Genomic DNA, 20,088 nt, shown 5'->3' on the forward strand with positions numbered 1-20,088 from the left:
CTCATTCGCCGCGGCGGCGCAGCTGCGGATTCATGGCGTCGTTCAAGCCTTCTCCGATCAGGTTGATGGACAGCACCGTCAGCAGGATCGCCACGCCGGGCCACACGCTCATCCACCAGGCTTCGCGGATCATCGTGCGGGCGGCGCCGATCATGAAGCCCCAGCTCATCATGTTGCGGTCGCCCAGGCCAAGGAAGGACAGCGCCGACTCGGTCAGGATGGCGGTGGCGACCATGAAGGAGGCCGACACGATGATCGGCGACATCGCATTGGGCAGGATCTGCGTGGCGATGATGCGCAGCGGCTTCTGGCCGATGACCACGGCGGCCTGCACGAATTCGCGCTGCTTCAGCGACAGGAATTCGCTGCGCACCAGGCGCGCGACCGGCGGCCAGGACACCACCGAAATGGCGCCGACGATCGAATAGATCGACGGATTGAAGATCGCGACGATCACCACCGCCATCGCCAGCTGCGGAATGGTCTGGAAGAACTCGGTAAAGCGCATCAGCGCGTCGTCGATGCGGCCGCCGCAGTAGCCGGCCACCGCGCCGATCAGGATGCCGAACAGCAGCGCCACCGCGGTGGAGATCACGCCGACCAGCAGCGACACGCGCGCGCCGTACAGCATCCCCGCGGTGATGTCGCGGCCCAGCAAGTCGGTGCCGAACGGATAGGCCGGATCGGCGAACGGCTGCACCAGCGGATCGGCCACCATCAGCCACGGCGAATCTTCGTACAGCACCGGAGCGAACAGCGCGAAGGCGATCACGGCGAGCAGCACCAGCGCACCGATCACTGCGCCGTAGTTGCGGCAATAGCGTTGCAGGAAGGCTTTCATGCGGTGGCTCCCTTGCCGCCGACCGAGATGCGCGGATCGATGAAGCGATAGAGCACGTCGGTCAGCAGGTTGAAGAAGACGACGAGGGCCGACGTCACGAAGAAGATGCCCAGCAGCAGCTGGTAGTCGCGCTGCAGCAGCGCGTCGAACATCAGGCGTCCGATGCCGGGCCACGAGAACACCGTCTCGGTCAGCACCGCGCCGCCGGCCATCTGGCCGAGCTGGATGCCGGCGAAGGTGATCACCGGCAGCAGCGCGTTGCGCAGCACGTGCACGCGGATCACCCGGCTGGCCGGCACACCCTTGGCGCGCGCGGTCTTGACGTAGTCCATGCCCATCACCTCCAGCATCGAGGCGCGGGTCAGGCGCACATAGACCGCCATGAAGAAGCAGCCCAGCGAGATCGTCGGCAGGATCATGTGCAACGCCACGTCCTTGACGCGCGCCATGCCGGTGTAGCCTGCACCGATGGTCTCCATGCCGAAGGCCGGCAGCCAGCCCAGCACCACCGAGAACAGGATGATCGCCATCAGCGACAGCCAGAACAGCGGCGTCGCATACAGCAGCAGCGCGCCCGACATCACCGCGCTGTCGATCCAGCGGCGGCGGTTCTCGTAGCGAGTGCGCGCGGCGATCACGCCGAGCAGCACGCCCAGCACGATCGAGAAGACGAAGGCACCGCTCATCAGCAGGAAGGTGGCCGGCAGGCGGTCGAGGATCAGGTCCAGCACCGGCAGATGGTTGCGGTACGAGTAGCCCAGGTCGAGCTGGGCCACGCCCTTCAGATAGATGCCAAGCTGCGTCAGCAGCGGCTTGTCGAGGCCGAACTGCTCGCGCAGCTGGCCGACGAACGCGGCATCGCCGGCGCCGGCCTCGCCCGCCATCACGGTGGCGGGATCGCCGGGCGCCAGGCGGATCAGGAAGAAGTTGATGATGACCACGCCGAGCACGACCACGACGGCCTTGCCAAGACGGGAAATCAGGAAGGAAAGGAAATTCACGGCAGGCTCCACGACTTCGTGGTGGCGGTCACCCTCTCCCCCGCCCCTCTCCCGCAGGCGGGAGAGGGGGGAAGACAGGGCCGGTGGCTCAGTTCTTCTCGATCGAGACGTTGTCGAACGACTCGTTCAGGCCGATCGCCGTGGTCACCAGGTTCTTCACGTTCTTGCGGTAGAGCGTCGGGAACTCCAGCTCGAACAGGTTGGCGTTGGCGACGTCGTTGACCAGGATCCGCTGCACCTCGCTGTAGAGCTTCTGGCGCTCGGCCGGGTCCATGGTCGCGCCCGCCTTGGCCCACAGCTCGTCGGCCTTCGGATTGTTGTAGCCCTGCACGTTGGCGAACGGCGTGCCCTTGACGATATTGCGCGCCACGTACAGCCGCTCCACGCCCAGCGCCGGATCGCCGTACTGGTAGGTGTAGGTCGTGGTCAGGTCGAAATCCCAGTTGCTGACCCGCGCGGCCCAGGTGCCGGCGTCGGCCGATTCGATGCTGACCTTGAAGCCCAGCTGCTCGAGCATCTGCTTGGTGTACTCGTCCAGCCGATCCCAGTTGGCCCCGTACGAGGTCGCCAGGATCTTGATCGGGTACTGGCCGACATTGACGCCCGACTCCTTGATCAGGTCGCGCGCCTTCTTCAGGTTGAAGTCCATGCTCGGCATGTTCTTGTCGAAGAACAGCGTGGTCGACGCGAACGGGCTGACCGCCGGCTTGCCCATGCCGAAGAAGATGTTGTTGACGATCATCTTGCGGTTCAGCGCATGCATCACCGCCTGGCGGACCTTGACGTTGTCGAACGGCGGCTTGCGCTGGTTCATCAGCATGCTGGCCATCGGCGAGAACAGCTCCCAGCCCTTGGTGGTGTATTCCACGTTGGGCAGCGCGCGCAGGCGCTTGACGTCGACGTTGTCGACATCGCCGCCGCGCAGCACCTGTACGTCGCCCTTCTCGAACGCCACCGCGCGGGAGGCCGAATCGGGAATCACGTAGAAGACGAGCTCGTCCAGATATGGCTTGCCCTTCTTCCAGTAGTTCGGGTTCCTGGCCAGCTTGATATAGGCGCCCTTCTTCCACTCCTTGAACATGAAGGGGCCGGTGCCGACCGGTTTCTGGTTGGCCGGGTTGTTGCGGTAGTCGGTGCCCTCGTACAGATGCCTGGGCATCATCGGCATGGTGCCGGTCTCGAACATCGAGATGAACGGCGGGAACGGTTCCTTCAGCTTGATTTCGACCGTGGTGTCGTTGACCGCGCGGATCGACGCCATGTACTTGTTCAGCACGGCACGCGTGCGCACATGGACCTCGCGCAGCAGCTTGTCGATCGAGAACACCACGTCGGCCGAGGTGAACGGCTTGCCGTCGTGCCACTTGACGCCGCTCTGCAGCTCGAAGGTATAGGTCAGGCCGTCGGGCGAGATCTTCCACGACTTGGCCAGCTCGGGCTGCGGCTTCAGATCTGGCGTGTAGGTCAGCAGGCCCTGATAGATCTTGCCGGCGATGTACTGCGTCGGCGCCTGCGAATTGAGGGCGCTGACCAGGATCGGCGGCTCGGGCTGCACGATGCCGGACAGCGTGCCGCCGGTGGTCTGGGCGGCGGCGTTGCCGGCCGGCAGCGCCAGGGGCAACAGGGACAGGCCTGCCGCCGCGATCGCCAGCGAAGCCAGGCGCTGTTGAAAGCGCGTCGTAACTCGTTTCATCGGCTCGTTTCCTTGTCGTTGTGAACAGCGGGTACTGATGGCACCTACGGAGTCGCAAACTGAGGCGCAAACTGAAGCGCAAACTGAGGCACTGCTTTGCATGGATCGCGTCCCGTCACGCCGTGACAGGGCGCATGGCCGGCGTCATGCCCTGGCAATCGGCTCCACACCGCACCAGTCGTGCAGGAACTGCGCCAACGTGGTGGTCACCCGCACCATGCTGTCGAGCGACACGGATTCGTCGATGCCGTGGATGTTGCGGGCGATGGGCCCATAGCATGTCACCGGGGTATCGAGCATCAGGCGGAAATGGCGCGCATCGGTGGTCGCGGTGGTGGCCTCGCGCTTGACCGGCTCGCCGTGGACCTTGCGATGGGCCTCGGCCAGCGCCTGCATGCTGGGCACGTCGAGATCGAACTCGCAGCCCGGCGCATGAAAGCCCTCGTAGCGGATATTCAGTTCGAGATTGCTCTCCAGCCGCGCGACGGTGGCGCGGATGCGCGCCTCGACGATGGCCTTGGTCTCGTCGATGTCCATATGCGGATAGAAGCCGATGCGCACGCCCAGCGTGCAGGTGCACGGCACCGACGAATTCCATTCGCCGCCGTGGATCTGCCCGAGGTTGAAGTTGATCGGGTGGGCATGTTCTCGGTACACCGGCGGGCGGTTCTCCGGCTGGTTCCATTCGGCCTCGAGCTCGCGCAGGTCTTCCATCACCGCGACGCCCGCCTCGACCGGATTGACGCCCGAGGTCATGTAGGCCGCGTGGGCCGGCTTTCCGGTCAGTTCGATGAACATCCAGTAGACGCCGACCTGCGCGCTCATCAGCCCCTCGCCGAGCGGCTCGGGAATGATCACGGTATCGAAGGCGGCCAGCTTGCCGGCGCCCACCGCGCTGCGCAGCGCCGCCACGGTGGCCAGCGCGCCGTTGCCAGTGTTCTCTTCCTCGAGCACCGCGTTGAATCCGACCGCACCGGCCGGCTGCACGCCCAGCGCGCGCAGCGCCTTGAACGCGGCCAGCGCACAGACGATGCCCGCCTTCATGTCGCCCGAGCCGCGGCCATAGAGCCAGCCGTCCTCGACCACCGGCGTGTACGGCGGATTGCGCCACATCGATTCGGGGCCGGTGGGCACCACGTCGAGATGGCCGTTGAACAATACCGAGCGGCCGCCCTTCGCGGCAGGCCGATGCGTGGCCAGCAGGTTGTAGCGGCCGCCGTCCGGACAGCACGGCGGCGAGAACAGCGGCAGATGCCTGATGGCATCGGCGCGCAGCTCGATGCGCTCCGATGCGAGTCCCAGATCGCGCAAGGCCGCCTCGATGAATTCCGCCGCGGGCTGCTCCTGCCCGGAGGGGCTGGCGGCCGCGACGAAGCCCGACAGCGTCTCGACCATATAGGGCAACAGCGAGCGCACGGCGCCGGCGATGTCGGTGGTACTGAGTTGGCTTGCCGAATCTTGCATGAGGGCTCCTTGGAACACCGGGCTGCGAGGCTCGCCGATGTGAAAACTGCTTGCACCGGCGCGCGATGGGTGGGAAATTAGCGCACAGTTGGCACCATAGATAGGTCCATATTTGCCGCTTTTGCTGGAGCCATTTTGAAAGAGTCCATTCTGTCCGAGCTGCTGCTGCAACGGCTGGAACGGCCGACGGACGGCAGCGCCGACAAGGCCGGTACGCACATGAACCGGCAGGTCTATCAGATCATTCGGCAGGAAATCCTTGCCGGTACGATCCCCGCGGGCTGCAAGCTGCCCGCCTCGCGAATGCTGGCGAAAGAGGTTGGGGTGTCGCGCAACACCGTGCTGTACGCCTACGAGCAGTTGTTGGCCGAGGGCTATGTCACGGCGTCGACTGGAAGTGGCACCTTTGTGTCGCACACATTTCCCGACCATAGTGCATTGCACAAGGTTGGCGCCGCCAATGGCACCATCACCGTGCCCGCAGCGCAGCAAAACCCGAACCGCTTTGCGCTGTCGCGCCGCGGCCAGCATCTGGTGTCGCATGCCGGTGCGTCCGATCGCCAATGGGGTGCGTTCATGGCGGGGGTGCCTGACGTCTCGCTGTTTCCGCGCGCGGTGTGGACGCGGCTACTGAACAAGCATTGGCGCGAGCCGCGTCCCGAACTGCTGACCTATGCGCATAACGGCGGCTATTTGCCGCTGCGCCGCGTCCTCGCGGAGCATCTGCGCCTGGCGCGCGGTGTACGGTGCGATGCCGAACAGATCATCATGACGACCGGCATCCATCAGGCGATCGACCTGATCGCGCGCCTGCTGGCCGACCCCGGCGACAAGGCGTGGATGGAAGACCCGGGCTACTGGGGCACGCGCAGCCTGCTGTCGAACTCGGGCGTGGAGCCGATCCCGGTGCCGGTCGATGGCGAGGGCATCGCGCCGGACGCGGCCACGCTGCAGAATCCGCCGCGCTTCATCTTCGCGACGCCGTCGCATCAGTACCCGCTCGGCACCGTGATGAGCCTGTCGCGCCGGCGCATGCTGCTCGAATACGCGCGCCAGCGTGGCGTCTGGATCGTCGAGGACGACTACGACAGCGAATTCCGCTTCGAGGGCCGCCCGCTCGCTTCGCTGCAAGGGCTCGACGAGCACGATCGCGTGATCTACATGGGCACGTTCTCCAAGACGCTGTTTCCCGGCATCCGCATGGGATTCATGGTGTTGCCCAAACCGCTGGCCCCGCATTTCGCGACAGGGTTGTCCGAGCTGTTCCGCGAAGGCCAGCTGATCCAGCAGGCGGTGCTGGCCGACTTCATCGAGGAGGGGCACTACGCCACCCACATCCGGCGCATGCGCCTGCGCTATGCGCAGCGGCAAAGCCTGCTGCGCGAGGCGATCGCAGAACGCTTCGGCGCTGACTGGCCCACGTCGACGCACGAGGCCGGGCTGCACCTGGTCATGCATCTGCCGCCCGGCGCGGACGATCTCGGCATCAGCATGGCGGCACGCACGCAGGGGCTGAGCGCGCGGCCGCTGTCGCGCTATTACTGCGACGAGACGCAGGCGCGGCAGGGACTGCTGATGGGCTATGCCTGCGTGCCCGAGGAAGAGATCGGGCCGGCGTTCCGCAAGCTCGCCGAGGTCATCGAACCGGCGATGGAGCATCTGGCCCGCAAGCAGGAACCGCGACGCGAGTCGGCGGTGAAGATCAACCGCGAGGCGTGGAGCGGCGCCTGATCGCGCCCCGGATTGTCTCGCCCTTTTTTCCTACCCCTTCGAACCCGCTACAGGACTCGTTCATGGCAAGCTCCAGCACCCAAACCCGATCCGCGGCGGTGAACCGCGACGCCCTGCTGTCCGAACTGGCCGCCGCGCTCGATCCCGCCGGCCTGCAGACCGGCGATGCCATCGAGACGCGCTTTCGCAAGGACTGGTACGCCCCGCTCGATCCGGTGCCGCCGATCGCGGTGGCGCGGCCGCGCAATACGGCCGAGGTGTCCGCGGTGCTGGCGATCTGCCATCGCCACCGGCAAGCTGTCGTGCCGCAGGGCGGCCTGACGGGACTGGCCGGCGCCGCGACGCCGGCAGGCGGCGAACTGGTGCTGTCGCTCGAGCGGATGCGCGGTGTCGAGGAGATCGACGGCCAGGCCGGCACGATGACCGTGATGGCCGGCACCACGCTGCACGCCGCGCAGGAGGCGGCGCGCGCGGCGGACTGGCTGCTGCCGGTGGACCTGGGCGCGCGCGGCAGCTGCCAGATCGGCGGCAATATCGCGACCAACGCCGGCGGCAATCGCGTGATCCGCTACGGCATGATGCGCGACCAGGTGCTGGGACTCGAAGCGGTGCTGGCCGACGGCACCGTGCTGACGTCGCTGAACAAGATGCTGAAGAACAACGCCGGCTACGACCTGCGCCAGCTGTTCATCGGCAGCGAAGGGACGCTCGGCGTGATCACGCGCGCCGTGCTGAAGCTCGCGCCGCTGCCCGCCAGTACGCAGACCGCGCTGTGCGCCTTGTCCCGCTACGAAGACGTCGTGCAACTGCTGCGCCATGCGCAGCGCAAGCTGGCTGGCCGGTTGTCCGCATTCGAGGTGATGTGGGCCGACTTCTACGAGCTGGTGACGACGCGCGTGTCGGGCGTGCGTGCGCCGCTGCCGGCCGGCCACCCGTTCTACGTGCTGCTCGACCTGCAGGGCGACGACGCCGGCCAGGATGCGCCCGCCTTCGAGTCGATGCTGGAGACCGCGATGGACGCGGGGCTGATCCAGGACGCCGCGGTCGCGACCAGCGACAAGGAGGCGCAGAGCTTCTGGCAGTTACGCGACGCCGTCGCCGAGTTTCCGGTGATGTGGGCGCCCAACGCCGCGTTCGACGTCAGCCTGCCGATCGGCCGCATCGGCGAGTTTGCGCAGGCCTTGCGCGCCGCCGTGCTGGACCGATGGTCCGAGGCCGAGCTCGTGAACTTCGGCCACGTCGGCGACAGCAATCTGCATGTCAGCGTCTATCTGCCCAACGTTGCGCTGCCCGACTTTCCGGAGCACGAGATCAGCGAAGTGGTCTATCGCGTCGTGCAGGACTTCGGCGGCAGCATTTCGGCCGAGCACGGCATCGGCACGCACAAGAAGCCGTTCCTTGGATGTTCGCGTACGCCTGAGGAACTGGCGGTCATGCGCCTGCTGAAGCGGACGCTCGACCCGCACCATATCCTGTGCCCGGGCCGGGTCGTCGATCTCGAGTGAATGGTCCGGGGGCGCGCCATGTCAAACGACATGGCGCTGCCCGATCGTGCAATCGCTATTCGACGCTCGCCGCGGCCTTCACGGGACTGCCGCGCAGCGTCGCCTCGCGCAGCCGCACGACCAGCAGCGGCGCCAGCAGCGAGACCGCGGCGCTGGCGAGGAACAGCGCGCGGAACGAGCGTTCCGCGGTCTGCCGCACCGCCGCCGCCTCGGCGCCATCGCCCAGCGACAGCACCTCGCGGAACAGATGCATCAGCACGTCCTCGCCACCGGGCAGCGGGCTGACCGCCATGCCGCTATGGCGCAGCAGCGCGATCAGCACCGTGGTCAGCACCGCGACCCCGACCGCACCGCCGAGCATCCGCGAGAACGCCGTCAGCGCGGTGGCGATACCGACCTGCTGCGGGGGCACCGCGTTCTGCGTCGCGACCAGCGCGCTCGGCAATTGCAGGCCGATCGCCAGACCGAGGGCCACCATCACGACGCCGGTCAGCACCACGGCACGAGGATCCACGAAGGCCAGCGCCGCGATCGCCAGCGGCGCGGCCGCGGCGCCGATCAATTGCAATGGCTTGTAGCGCCCGCTCCATGTCATCAGCCGGCCCGCGATGAACGCGCCGAACGGAATCGCCAGCGTCAGCGGGACCAGCCGCAACGCCGCGCTGTCCGCCTGCGCGCCGCCGACCACCTGGAAACGCAGCGGCAGCAGCACCGACATCGCGATCAACTGGAAGAAGCACAGGAACAGCGTGATGCAGCAGATCGCCACCGTCGGCACGCGCAGCATCGCCAATGGAATCACCGGATCGGCAGCGCGGCGCTCCTGCCAGACGAACAGCAGCAGCGCGGCCACGCCGCCGCCCAGCAGGCTCAGCGAATCGGCGCGCCAGACATCGTGGCCCTGGCCCAGCCGCGTCAGGAACACCAGCACCCCGGTCAGTCCACCGCCGAACAGCAGCGCGCCCAGATAGTCGATCCGATGCTTGCGGCCGCCGCCGGCCGGCAGATGGCGCAGCGCCCGGCGCACCGTGAACAGCGCCAGCAGGGCCAGCGGCAGGTTGATCCAGAAGATCCAGCGCCAGGACAGATAGTGGGCCAGGTAGCCGCCGATCACCGGTCCCGCCATGCTGGCGACCGCCCACACGCCGCTGACATAGCCCTGATAGCGGCCGCGCTCGCGCAGCGGCACCACGTCGGCAATCGCCGCCTGCGACACCGAGATCAGCCCCCCGCCGCCGAGCCCCTGCAGGATGCGCGCGACGATCAGCTGCGGCATCGTCTGCGCGAGTGCGCACGCGATCGACGCGAGCAGGAACAGCACGATCGCGAACGACAGCACCGAGCGCCGGCCCAGTACGTCGGACAGCTTGCCGTAGATCGGCGTGGCCACCGTCGACGCGATCAGGTAGGCCGACACGACCCAGGCCATCACATCGAAGCCGTTCAGGCGCAGGGCGATCTCGGGCAAGACCACGGCCACGATCGACTGCTCGAGCGCACCGAGCAGGATTGCCAGCATCAGGCCGAATATCACTTGCATCACCGGGACCGGCGGCGACCCGGTCGGCTCGCCCGATCGAACAGGCTTTGGCGGGACGGATGACGCGGCGGGCGACGCCGACGAACCAGCGGAAGCCGCAACGGAAGCAACCGCGCCGGCAAGGCGCAGGCCAGAACGAAGGGGAGCGATCATCGGGCGGGCAAGGAGAAACAACATAGCCGGTGCACGACCGCGCTGGCCGGACCGGCTTTTCTAATGAAGGACAGACGGCTATTGTAGGCGCTTGCTTAAAAGTGTGCCTTTCGGCGCGCTCTTACTCAGCCGAGGTACTGCGGATCAGGGACGAAGATATCGATGTCCTTCGACATGCGATGGTCGTAACGCAGCATCAATACCGTGCCACCGCCAAACGTCCAGAGCGGCTCGATGCCTCCATGCGTCTTCACTTCCTCCATCAGCGTTAGCGCATGCGGAAATAGGGCCTCCCAAGGGTCGCCGCGGAGTTTCACCGTCATGCCCATAGGCCACCCCGCGTCGCCGTCAGCTCACGCGCCATCCGGCGCAGGTTCTTCCAGATTTCGGTGGGCTTCCGATCGTGGCGCGTGGCCACTTCCGCCACCATCTTCGTCACCAACTGCAGCGGCGCCTCATCCAGGATTTGGGCGACTTGGGGCTGCAGTTCGTCGGGAACTTGTCCGCTGATCAGCGCCTGCTCCAGTGCCATTGGCGTCAGCTCACCGGAATAGCTGGTATTGGCACCCTTCGCCGCCATCCATACCGCCCGCGCGGGGCGACCCCGCTTCTGTTCAGGGTCCGCAACTTCCAACGTCAGCCCCAGAACGTCCAGAAGACGGCCAAGCGTGTCTACGGTGACGTTGACATGGCCGTGCTCGATGCCGTTCAAGGTTTGCCGCGACAGCACCGCCATATCTGCCAATTGCTGCTGGGTCAGGCCTAGTTGGATTCGTTTGCGGCGAAGGGCGTTGCCAAGTAGAGCGACGTTCATTTGGCGCCTCCAGTTTTTGTCAATTACAGACGACAAAAACGGAGCGCCAAATCGGCCTTCCTGGCTCCGGTCGACCACGCAAATTGGGACGCGGTCTACGTCCCAACTACGTTTCAGAAACTCTGCCAGTCATCTGCGCCAGCAGCCGGCGCTCCCGCAGCGGCCAGAGCGGCGGGCCGCACCGGCGTGCCACGGGACTTCGCGCCTGCTGCGGCAGCACCGTCGGCGCGAGAGACCGCCGGTGTCTTGGGAGTGGGTGCGGTCGTGGCCGCACGCAGCGAGGCGGGGCTTGCGGCCGATGCAACCTTGGCACCCGGCGCAGCTTTGGCAATCGGCGCCGCCACGGCGAGCATCGGTTCCCGAGCCGGGGCCGTGGCTCGCGACAACGCCACCGTCGCCTCCTCGACACGGAACTTCGCCGCGTCCTGCACCAGCCCCGCAGCCTGCTGCTGCAGGCTTTCGGCGGCGGCCGCGGCCTGTTCGACCAGCGCGGCGTTCTGCTGGGTCACGCTTTCCATCTGCGCGATCGCGCGGTTGACCTGCTCGATGCCGGTCGACTGCTCCGCGCTGGCGGCGGAGATCTCGCCCATGATGTCGGTCACGCGGCGAACGGCTTCCACGATGCCGTCCATGGTGCCGCCGGCCTGCTCGACCTGGCGGGCGCCGACTTCGACCTGCTCGACCGAACGGTTGATCAGCTCGCCGATCTCCTTGGCCGCCGCCGCGCTGCGCTGCGCGAGGCTGCGCACCTCGGCCGCCACCACGCTGAAACCGCGCCCCTGTTCGCCGGCGCGCGCGGCCTCGACCGCGGCGTTCAGCGCAAGGATATTGGTCTGGAAGGCAATGCCTTCGATCACGCCGATGATTTCGGCGACCTTGGCCGACGATTGCGAGATGCCCTGCATCGTCTCGACCACGCTGCGCACCGTACGTCCGCCCTCGGCGGCCACCGCCGAGGCGTTGACGGCGAGCTGGTTGGCCTGGCGGGCGTTGTCGGCGTTCTGGCGCACGGTCGAGGTCAGCTGCTCCATCGAGGCGGCGGTCTGCTCCAGCGAGGCGGCCTGCTCCTCGGTCCGTTGCGACAGGTCGGTGTTGCCCTTGGCAATCTCGCGCGTGGCGCCGTCGATCGCGCCCGAGGCGCTCTGGATGCCGCGCACCAGTACCGACAGTTCCGCGAAAGCGCGCTGCATCGCCTTCAGCATCCGGCCCATCTCGTCGTCGCCCTTGGCGCGGATGGCGAATGCCAGATCGCCCTGCGCCAGCGCCTCGGCCGCGGCCAACGCCTGCCGCGCCGGCCCGGCGATCGAGCGGGTGATCGCCACTGCCAGGCCGACTGCCAGCAGCGCGGATACCGCGCCGAGCGCGAGCAGCAGATTGCGCGTGAACAGATAGTCGGCCTGGGCCTGCTGCACAGCCTCGGTGGCCATCTTGCGGCCCGAGGCGATCAGCGTGTCCAGGCGCTCGAAGTACGCTGCCTGCGCGGCCGGCAGCGTGACAATCAGACCGGCACGCGCGGCGACGAACTCGCCTGCCTGCAGCTGCGTCAGCAACTGGTCGAGCTGGGCGTTATAGGCGGCGCGATGCTTGCCCAGTTCGTCGAACACCTGCTTGAGGCCGGGATTGTCGGAGGCGGCAATCAGCCTGGAGAGATCGTCGAGCGTGGCGCTCATCTGCTTGCGGCGCTCGTTGACGCGGCCGACGTTCTGCTGGACCACGGCCGGATCCTCGGTCAGCACCGCGTCGCGCACCATGATGCCGATGGCCTGCGCACCCTCCTTGACGCCGTCCAGTTCCATGACCTTCAGCAGACGCTGCTCGACGGTCGTCCGCATCGAAGCGTTCATATCGCCCAGCGCGATCAGGCCGAAACCCGCCACCACGGCGAGCAACGCCACCATCGCGGCAAAGGCTCCCGCCAGGCGCGCGCCAATGCCGAAATGCTTCCACCCTCCCATACCGCCCCCTCTTCTCTGGTAGTCGACGCCGCGCGCGTGTGCGCGGCGGTGCTTCGCTAACGGCAGGAAGGAGCGCTTTCTTGATGGCAGCCGATACGGCGGGGTATCGCTATCGGCGGCAGAGGTCGACTGAGGTCAGCAGAACGAGTGGTGAGCGGGGACCCCATGGCCAAATGGCGAACAAGAGGCAAAAACCCCGTCAGCTCCATCGATTGCCCGAGACAGGACGGGTGTCCAATTGACGCCGAGCATCCGGTATTCCGCCCCAGGCGGGCGAAGACGTCCGGCATTGCACAGGACGCGGGCAAAAAAAAGAAGCCCACGCGCGGGGTGCTCGTAGGCTTTCCAGGACTGCTAGAGCCGATTGGCTCGCGGCCGACTATAGCGGTGCTTAGATGAGGTGTAAATACAGTTTCCATCAGGGTAAATGCCGATAGTGACACTTACTTTGTTTTACAAATAAAACAAGAAAAGACCGTCGCGATTGCTGCAGAGAAGCGTCGAGGTGAGTACACACTCGGATGGGAACCCGCTTCGGCTCGCAGTTCGCTTTAAAGGCTGCGCCGACCGAAGCACTTTACGCCGAGAACAGCTGTGGTTATCGGCACATGTATGCAAGCACTTAATTAGAGGTTTACCTCTAGACGCATGTCACGGCTCCTTCGATCCCCGAGTTGTAAAAATTTGTTACCCTCCGGGCCGAAGTATTCCCCTTCTCTTCTGGCGGCACGCCAGTCCGACCGTCGAGGCAACACATCCGCGAACCACAAGCGCCACGGCCGCAAGGACACGCGATGACTTCCCCCGCGCCGGTACCGAGAGCGAATGTTTCATCCCTCGCCAAGATCGGGCTCTCGCCAATACGGATACCGTCGTGCCGCATCCGCGCCGGCTCGTGCCTGATCCCCGTACCGTTGTCTGCCGACAGAACCCTATCGGGCTCGACCGGAGAAGTCGTGAAGTATCAGGAAATCAGAAGTATTCGTCCGGGCCGCCAGCTCCAGGACCGACAACTGGCCTTTCATCGCGCCAGCCGGCATCCGGTGGTGCTGCATCTGACCAGCGGCGTGCGCCTGCACGGGGTCGTGGTTGGCGCCGACGCCTATATGGTGTTGCTGGCCCTGGCCCACGGCGACCCGGCGCCGCAGATCGTCTACAAGCATGCGATCGCGGCGATCACCCCGGACAACGTCGACGGGCAGCCGATCGAGCTGCCCCGCGACGAGGTGCCGCCCGAGTTCGTGCGGCTGTTCACCCCCCGCACGCGGTCCCGCCGGCGCGCCTGAGCCAGGCCAGGAGCCGCCCGCAGCATTGCAATGACAGCTTTCCGCGCCACCGACTGAAAGTCACTCTAAACCTTTCGGCAGCCCGGTCGATAACCTTGGCAACGGAGGCACTTCACGCCCTGCAGTGCAGGCAGCCAACGTTACGGCACCCGCCGGAATGCGTAAAACATTGCAAATAGGAGTCGTACCATGGCGCAAGTCATTAATACCAACTCGTTGTCTCTGATGACTCAGAACAACCTGAACACGTCGCAATCGGCGCTGAACACCGCGATCCAGCGCCTGTCCTCGGGCCTGCGTATCAACAGCGCCAAGGACGACGCGGCCGGTCAGGCGATTGCCAACCGCTTCACCGCCAACATCCGCGGCCTGACGCAAGCGCAGCGCAACGCCAACGACGGCATCTCGCTGGCTCAGACGACCGAAGGCGCGCTGACGGAAGTCAACAACAACCTGCAGCGTATCCGTGAACTGTCGGTGCAAGCCGCGACCGGCTCGAACTCGGCTTCGGACCTGCAATCGATCCAGGACGAAATCAAGCAGCGTCTGGAAGAAATCAACCGTGTCTCGGAACAGACCCAGTTCAACGGCGTCAAGGTTCTGGCCAAGGACACCAAGATGAACATCCAGGTCGGCGCGAACGACGGCGAAATCATCGCCATCGACCTGAAGGAAATCACCGCCAAGACCCTGGGTCTGGACGGCTTCAACGTGTCGGGCCCGAAGGGCACGCCGGCCGCTCTGGTCGCCGCCGACTACCAAACCGCCTACGGCACGACGACGAACGTGACGACCACGGCCGTGACGGAATCGAACGCTGGTGACCTGGCTTCGCGCCTGGGCGTCGCCGCCGGTAGCGTGGTCCTGGCCGGTACGGCCGAGAAGGACGACAACGGCAACTGGTACGCCACCGTGACGATCACCGCCGCCGACGCGACCGAAGTCAGCACGCTGAAGGCCAAGGGCTTCGAAGTCGAAGCGACCGTTGCGAAGGAGTTCTACATCGCTCTGGATCCGCAATCGGCCGACGTGACCACGACCGCCGGTACCGCCGCTTTCGCGATCGACACCGCCAACATCCAACTGTCCAGCATCACCTCGGGCGCCAGCTCGAACCCGCTGGCCAAGCTGGACGCAGCGCTGGCGAACGTCGACACCCTGCGCAGCTCGCTGGGTGCGGTGCAAAACCGTTTCGACTCGGTGATCTCGAACCTGGGTACCACCGTGACCAACCTGTCGGCTTCGCGTTCGCGCATCCAGGACGCTGACTACGCAACGGAAGTGTCGAACATGACCCGCGCGCAGATCCTGCAGCAAGCTGGTACCTCGGTGCTGGCGCAAGCCAACCAGACCACGCAAAACGTGCTGTCGCTGCTGCGTTAATTCGCAACGGCGCGGAAAGCCGGGCCCGCAAGGCCCGGTTTTCCGCTGGGAATGCTTCGCAGGCAGTTCGCTGCCTGCAAAGCGTTTCTTGGGACGCGTTGACGTAGACAGGCTGAACAACAAAGGCAAAAGACTATGGCTACCATCTCCAACATCGGTGTCGGCTCCGGACTTGAACTTGGCGCGCTGCTCGAGAAACTCGAGGCCGCGGAAAAGACGCCGCTGAAGCTGCTCGAGACCCAGGCGTCCAGCTACCAAGCCAAGCTTTCCGCCTACGGCACGCTCAGCAGCGTGCTGTCCGCCTACCAGAGCGCCGCCAAGAAGCTCGCCGATGCGGCCACCTTCGGCGCCGCCAAGGCGGTGGCCGGTTCCACCGACATCATGACCGCCGCGGCAGGCTCCAACGCCGTGCCGGGCACCTACTCGGTCAACGTCACCAGCCTCGCGCAGGCGCAATCGCTGGTGGGCACCAACGTCGCCAGCCAGACCACCGCGATCGGCACCGGCAAGATCACCTTCGAATTCGGCACGCGCCAGGGCTACAACGAAGGCACCGGCGGCTACACCGATCCGCTGGGCTTCACCGCCGACGCCGCGCGCACCAAGACCGTCGAGATCAAGCCCGGCCAGAACTCGCTGCAGGGCATTCGCGACGCGATCAATCAAGCCAGCGTCGGCGTGACCGCCAGCATCGTCAACGACGGCAGCGGCACGCCCTATCGCCTGGTGCTGACCTCGAACACCACCGGCGAACAGTCCAGCATGCGGATTACCGCGGACAGTCCCGAACTGAGCAATCTGGTCGGCTTCGATCCGACCCAGGCGGTGCAGCCGAGCGGCATGCAGGAGACGGTGCGCGCGACCAACGCCAAGCTGAAGATCAACGGCATCGACGTGGTCAGCCAGAGCAATACCGTCACCGATGCGGCCCAGGGCGTCACGCTGACGCTGAACAAGACCGGCACCAGCAGCCTGACCGTGACGCGCGACACCGACGCGATCAAGGCCGCGATCCAGGGCTTCGTCACCGCGTACAACAACATCCAGAGCACGGCCAAGTCGCTGACCGCGTTCGACACGACCACCGGCAGCAGCGCCGCACTGAACGGCGACAGCACGCTGCGCTCGATCCAGACCAGCCTGCGCAGCATGCTGAACGTGCCGCAGCCGGACGGCAAGGGCGGCACCATCACGCTGTCGGAGATCGGCGTCTCGTTCACCAAGGACGGCACGCTGCAGGTCGACGACAAGAAGCTGACCAAGGCGATCAGCGAGAACCTCGGCGGCGTGACCTCGATGTTCTCGCACACCACGGGCACCGGCGGCTACGGCAAGCAGATCACCGACGCCATCGACGACCTGAACGAAACCAACGGGGCGATCAAGGTTGCCACCGATGGCCTGACCGAGAGCCTGAAGGACCTGGAAGACCGCTACGCGCAGGTCGAGGACCGCGTCAACACGACCATCGAACGCTACCGCGCGCAGTTCACCCAGCTGGACCTGCTGGTCAGCAAGCTCAATCAGACCCGCAGCTATCTGACCGAGCAATTCGCCGCGCTGGCCAACCAGACCAAGAAGTAACCAACGGCAAGGACCGCCATCATGTACGCGCGCCAAGCAATCAACGCTTATGCCCGGGTCGGCGTGCAGACCGGGGCCATGAGCGCGAGCCCGCACAAGCTGATCGCCATGCTGTACGACGGCGCGCGCTCGGCCATCGCACGGGCCAAGTTCCATCTCGATGCGGGCGACGTGCAGGCGCGCGGCCAGGCCATCTCGAAGGCGATCGACATCGTCGACAACGGCCTGCGCGCGGTGCTGGATCACGACACCGGCGGCGAGATCGCCGCCAACCTCGAAGCGCTGTACGACTACATGACCCGCCGCCTGCTGCTGGCCAATGTGCGCAGCGATGTCACGCTGCTCAACGAGGTCGACGCGCTGCTGGAAAACCTCGCCACCGCATGGGCGCAGATCGGCGAGCCGGAAGCCGGCGACCACGCCGCGCAATCGGCGGCCGCCGCTCAGCCGGAAGCCGTTGCCGTGGCGCAGGAGAACTGATGATGCATACCGTGTCTCCCACCGTGCTGAACTACGAGGAACTGCTGCTGCTGTCCGAGCAGATGCTCGAAGCCGCCGAGGCGGAAAACTGGACCGCATTCAACGATGTGCAGACGGTCTACCTGGCCGTGGTGGACCGCCTGCGCGAGCTCGAGCACAACGTGCCGGTCTCGGCCGAAGAACGGATGCGACGCCACGCGCTGCTCGACCGGATCCTGGCGTACGACGCCCGCATCCGCGACCTGATGCTGCCGCACCTGGCACGTCTGGGCCAACTGCTGGGCGATTCGCGCCGCCGCCAGAATCTTTCGCACGCCTACGGCAGCCTTGCCTGACCCCGCACCGGGTCCCGCTGGCCGTCGCCGGCAAGCCGGTGACCCAGCGGACCACCCGGAAGCCACCCCATGACCGCGATCCATCTGCCGCCCGGCTCGCCGTCAGGGCAAGGTCTCGATACCAACACGCTGCGCGCGCAGGTGTCGGCGAACAAGCTTGCCGCGCTGATTCCAACCACCAGCCCCGGCGGCGCCACGGTCCGGCAATCCGACGGAACCGCTCCCGGCGCGGTCGAACTGCCGGTGCGACCCGGCCCACAGGGCCAGCCTACGGCCACCCCGCCGGTCGGCTCCACCCGCGAAACCCTCAGCTTCGCCGCCCGTACCATCCTGACCCTGCTGGCGCAGGGTTCGGCCGCGCCGCTGCGCAGCGCCGGTCCGCTGCTGGCCGTGCCGCCCACGCGCCTGCCCGAGGGAACCGCGCAGGTACGGCAGGCGCTGATGCATCTGGTGCAGGACAGCGGGCTGTTCTATGAATCGCATCTTGCGCAGTGGATCGCCGGCGAACGCGGGCTGGCTAGTCTGGCGCGCGAGCCGCAGGCGGGAATCGGCCGGCATCCGTATCCGGGTAATAGCGCAGGCAACAGCGCCGGTAACAGCGCCAGAACCGGCGCCGGCGGTGCCGCGTCCGGTCACGGGGCCGCGACGGGCACCTACGGGCAGCAACCGGGCGCGCCGATGCAACGTTCGGGCACGGCGCCGCTGCCGACTCTGCTCCCCGCCTCGCCCACCGACGCCCAGGCCCTGAGCAGCGCGATCCAGGCACTGGCAGCCGCCGATCCCTCGCAGGCGGTGCTCGACGCCGCGTTGAATGCCGCGCGCTCCGCCACCACCGGCCTGGAGGCAGGCGCCGAAGACCCGGCCGCGACGCTGGGCGACGCCGCTGCACGCACCAGCGACGCCCCACGCGGCAACGAAACGCCGCGCTCGTTGCAGGCGGCAGCACAGGCCTACCAGGCCGCCGCCAACGACGCCGCCCGCCAGGCCGGCTCCCAGACGCTGCTCAGCGCCAGCGACGACGCCCAGGCACGGCCGGATGCGACAGCCAATATGGCCAAGACCGAAGCCGCACCGGCCATCCATCCGAATACCGAAGGCATCGTGCGCCAGCAGCTCGAGCTGTTAGCGACCCAGCAGTTCCGCTGGGCCGGCGAAGCGTGGCCCGGCACGCCGATGCAATGGGACATCGCCGAACAGCACCAGCGCGGCGGGTCGGCGGAACACGGCGACGACGCCGACGAACGCGCGTGGTCGAGCCGGCTGGTGCTCGAGTTGCCGCAGTTGGGAACGGTGGAGGCCCGGCTGACACTGACGCCTACGGGTCTGGAAACCCGGCTGGCCGTGCAGGAAGACCGCATCGCACGGATGCTGAACGACGCGCAGGATCGCCTTCGCACCAACCTCGGCGCGCGCGGCATCGACCTGCTGCATTTCTCGATTCGCCGCGACACCGACGCGGAGGGCGCCGCATGAGCCAGCAGGACTCGCCCCGCGGCGCCGCCGTCGCGCTGTCGTACCAGAAGAACGACGCGGCCCCGCGCGTGGTCGCCAAGGGCTACGGCCTGATCGCCGAATCGATCATCGCGCAGGCACGCGAAGCCGGCGTCTATGTCCACGACTCGCCCACGCTGGTCAACCTGCTGATGCAGGTCGACCTTGACAGCCAGATCCCGCCGCAGCTCTATACGGCCGTGGCAGAGCTGCTGGCCTGGCTGCATCGGCTAGAGGCGGATACGGGGATCGTGCGGATCGAGTGAGGGTACCCCGGGCGCAGCAATAAACGAATAAGGCGGCCGCAAGGGCCGCCTTCATGTTTCCACTCACATCATTGTCCCCGCGGAGGCGGGGACCCAGTGACGTCAAAAGACGCTGGATTCCCGCGTTCGCGGGAATGACGAGATGGCATACGGTAGGTAGCGCGCGATCCGCGACGCTTACACCGCCATATTCATCACTTCCTGATACGCCATCGCCAGCCGGTTGCGCACCTGCACGCCGGTCTGGAACGAAATGCTGGCCTTCTGCATTTCGATCATCACGTCGTTCAGCGCGATTCCCGGCTTGCCCAACTCGAACGCCTCGGCCAGGCCGTAGGCGCGTTCCTGGGCGCCGCTGATCTTCTGCAGCGAACGCTGCAGCTCGCCGGCAAAGCCGGAAGCGGCGGCCGGCGCGGTCTGGGACGTCGTGCCCGACGCGCTCTGCGCCAGGCCGCGCAGCTGCTGCAGCATGCCTTCGATGGAAGCAATCGAACTCATCGGTCTATCTATTCCGTAGTTGGCGAGGCGCCGAGACAAGGTCGGCGGGCCCCCGGATTGGGTCGGTC

At 66.4% G+C, this 20,088-nt stretch carries 17 protein-coding genes and 1 pseudogene; 9 read left to right on the forward strand and 9 right to left on the reverse strand.

From position 1 onward, the window contains the following. Position 1: 1 nt before the first annotated feature. The 4 genes from LRR16_RS07435 to LRR16_RS07450 form a co-directional block, all read right to left on the reverse strand. Positions 2 to 841 carry an ABC transporter permease gene (locus LRR16_RS07435; RefSeq protein ID WP_232205373.1) on the reverse strand — a complete coding sequence of 280 codons (840 nt, stop codon included), beginning with the start codon at positions 839 to 841 and terminating at the stop codon, positions 2 to 4. Then, positions 838 to 1,842: an ABC transporter permease gene (locus LRR16_RS07440; protein WP_232205374.1), complete on the reverse strand. Its 1,005-nt coding sequence runs from the start codon at positions 1,840 to 1,842 to the stop codon at positions 838 to 840. The genes LRR16_RS07435 and LRR16_RS07440 overlap by 4 nt, the downstream gene beginning before the upstream one ends. An 88-nt stretch (positions 1,843 to 1,930) precedes the next feature. Next, the gene (locus tag LRR16_RS07445; protein ID WP_232205375.1) at positions 1,931 to 3,535 is read right to left on the reverse strand and encodes an ABC transporter substrate-binding protein; all 1,605 of its coding nucleotides are present in this window, start codon (positions 3,533 to 3,535) and stop codon (positions 1,931 to 1,933) included. A gap of 144 nt (positions 3,536 to 3,679) precedes the next feature. Continuing rightward, entirely contained in the window at positions 3,680 to 4,999 is a 1,320-nt protein-coding gene (locus LRR16_RS07450; RefSeq protein WP_232205376.1) for an ArgE/DapE family deacylase, read from the reverse strand. A gap of 135 nt (positions 5,000 to 5,134) precedes the next feature. Here LRR16_RS07450 and LRR16_RS07455 point away from each other — a divergent pair, with 135 nt between their 5' ends. After that, positions 5,135 to 6,730: a PLP-dependent aminotransferase family protein gene (locus tag LRR16_RS07455; RefSeq protein WP_232205377.1), complete on the forward strand. Its 1,596-nt coding sequence runs from the start codon at positions 5,135 to 5,137 to the stop codon at positions 6,728 to 6,730. A 62-nt stretch (positions 6,731 to 6,792) separates the two neighbouring features. Further along, entirely contained in the window at positions 6,793 to 8,235 is a 1,443-nt protein-coding gene (locus LRR16_RS07460; protein WP_232205378.1) for an FAD-binding oxidoreductase, read from the forward strand. Between the two features lie 55 nt (positions 8,236 to 8,290). Here the strand turns inward: LRR16_RS07460 and LRR16_RS07465 are convergent, their stop codons facing one another. The 4 genes and pseudogenes from LRR16_RS07465 to LRR16_RS07480 form a co-directional block, all read right to left on the reverse strand. Then, positions 8,291 to 9,775 (reverse strand): MDR family MFS transporter, encoded by a 1,485-nt coding sequence (locus LRR16_RS07465; protein WP_006577175.1) that lies wholly within the window; start codon positions 9,773 to 9,775, stop codon positions 8,291 to 8,293. Between the two features lie 281 nt (positions 9,776 to 10,056). Next, positions 10,057 to 10,251, reverse strand: a pseudogene (locus tag LRR16_RS07470) (nucleotidyl transferase AbiEii/AbiGii toxin family protein); the annotation flags it as partial. After that, on the reverse strand, positions 10,248 to 10,742 hold the full coding sequence (locus tag LRR16_RS07475) for a helix-turn-helix transcriptional regulator (RefSeq protein WP_232205379.1): 495 nt from the start codon (positions 10,740 to 10,742) through the stop codon (positions 10,248 to 10,250). The gene LRR16_RS07475 and the pseudogene LRR16_RS07470, both read right to left, overlap by 4 nt. A gap of 113 nt (positions 10,743 to 10,855) precedes the next feature. After that, entirely contained in the window at positions 10,856 to 12,697 is a 1,842-nt protein-coding gene (locus LRR16_RS07480) for a methyl-accepting chemotaxis protein (protein WP_232205380.1), read from the reverse strand. 956 nt (positions 12,698 to 13,653) lie between these two features. Between LRR16_RS07480 and LRR16_RS07485 the strand changes: the two genes are divergently transcribed. The 7 genes from LRR16_RS07485 to LRR16_RS07515 all read left to right on the forward strand — a co-directional run bounded on the left by LRR16_RS07485 (position 13,654) and on the right by LRR16_RS07515 (position 19,522). Then, positions 13,654 to 13,983 (forward strand): RNA chaperone Hfq, encoded by a 330-nt coding sequence (locus LRR16_RS07485; RefSeq protein ID WP_064574258.1) that lies wholly within the window; start codon positions 13,654 to 13,656, stop codon positions 13,981 to 13,983. 189 nt (positions 13,984 to 14,172) lie between these two features. Beyond that, positions 14,173 to 15,366: a flagellin FliC gene (locus tag LRR16_RS07490; protein ID WP_023264267.1), complete on the forward strand. Its 1,194-nt coding sequence runs from the start codon at positions 14,173 to 14,175 to the stop codon at positions 15,364 to 15,366. Between the two features lie 135 nt (positions 15,367 to 15,501). Then, a complete protein-coding gene (gene fliD, locus LRR16_RS07495) occupies positions 15,502 to 16,950 on the forward strand; it encodes a flagellar filament capping protein FliD (RefSeq protein WP_064574259.1) in 1,449 nt (482 codons plus the stop codon). Between the two features lie 21 nt (positions 16,951 to 16,971). Further along, complete coding sequence (fliS, locus tag LRR16_RS07500; RefSeq protein ID WP_006577181.1) at positions 16,972 to 17,430, forward strand: flagellar export chaperone FliS; 459 nt, start codon at positions 16,972 to 16,974, stop codon at positions 17,428 to 17,430. Next, positions 17,430 to 17,765 (forward strand): flagellar protein FliT, encoded by a 336-nt coding sequence (locus LRR16_RS07505; protein ID WP_006577182.1) that lies wholly within the window; start codon positions 17,430 to 17,432, stop codon positions 17,763 to 17,765. Before fliS ends, LRR16_RS07505 begins: the two co-directional genes overlap by 1 nt. A 69-nt stretch (positions 17,766 to 17,834) precedes the next feature. Next, positions 17,835 to 19,238, forward strand: coding sequence for a flagellar hook-length control protein FliK (locus LRR16_RS07510; RefSeq protein ID WP_232205381.1), 1,404 nt, complete (start codon positions 17,835 to 17,837; stop codon positions 19,236 to 19,238). Next, positions 19,235 to 19,522, forward strand: a complete 288-nt coding sequence (locus LRR16_RS07515) for an EscU/YscU/HrcU family type III secretion system export apparatus switch protein (RefSeq protein WP_053823468.1) — start codon at positions 19,235 to 19,237, stop codon at positions 19,520 to 19,522. Before LRR16_RS07510 ends, LRR16_RS07515 begins: the two co-directional genes overlap by 4 nt. A gap of 177 nt (positions 19,523 to 19,699) precedes the next feature. On the opposite strand, the gene fliE is transcribed toward LRR16_RS07515, so the two are convergent. Next, positions 19,700 to 20,020 (reverse strand): flagellar hook-basal body complex protein FliE, encoded by a 321-nt coding sequence (gene fliE / locus LRR16_RS07520; RefSeq protein WP_198753044.1) that lies wholly within the window; start codon positions 20,018 to 20,020, stop codon positions 19,700 to 19,702. Positions 20,021 to 20,088 lie beyond the last annotated feature (68 nt).

The organism is Cupriavidus sp. UGS-1 (assembly GCF_021213615.1).
Classification (GTDB): domain Bacteria; phylum Pseudomonadota; class Gammaproteobacteria; order Burkholderiales; family Burkholderiaceae; genus Cupriavidus.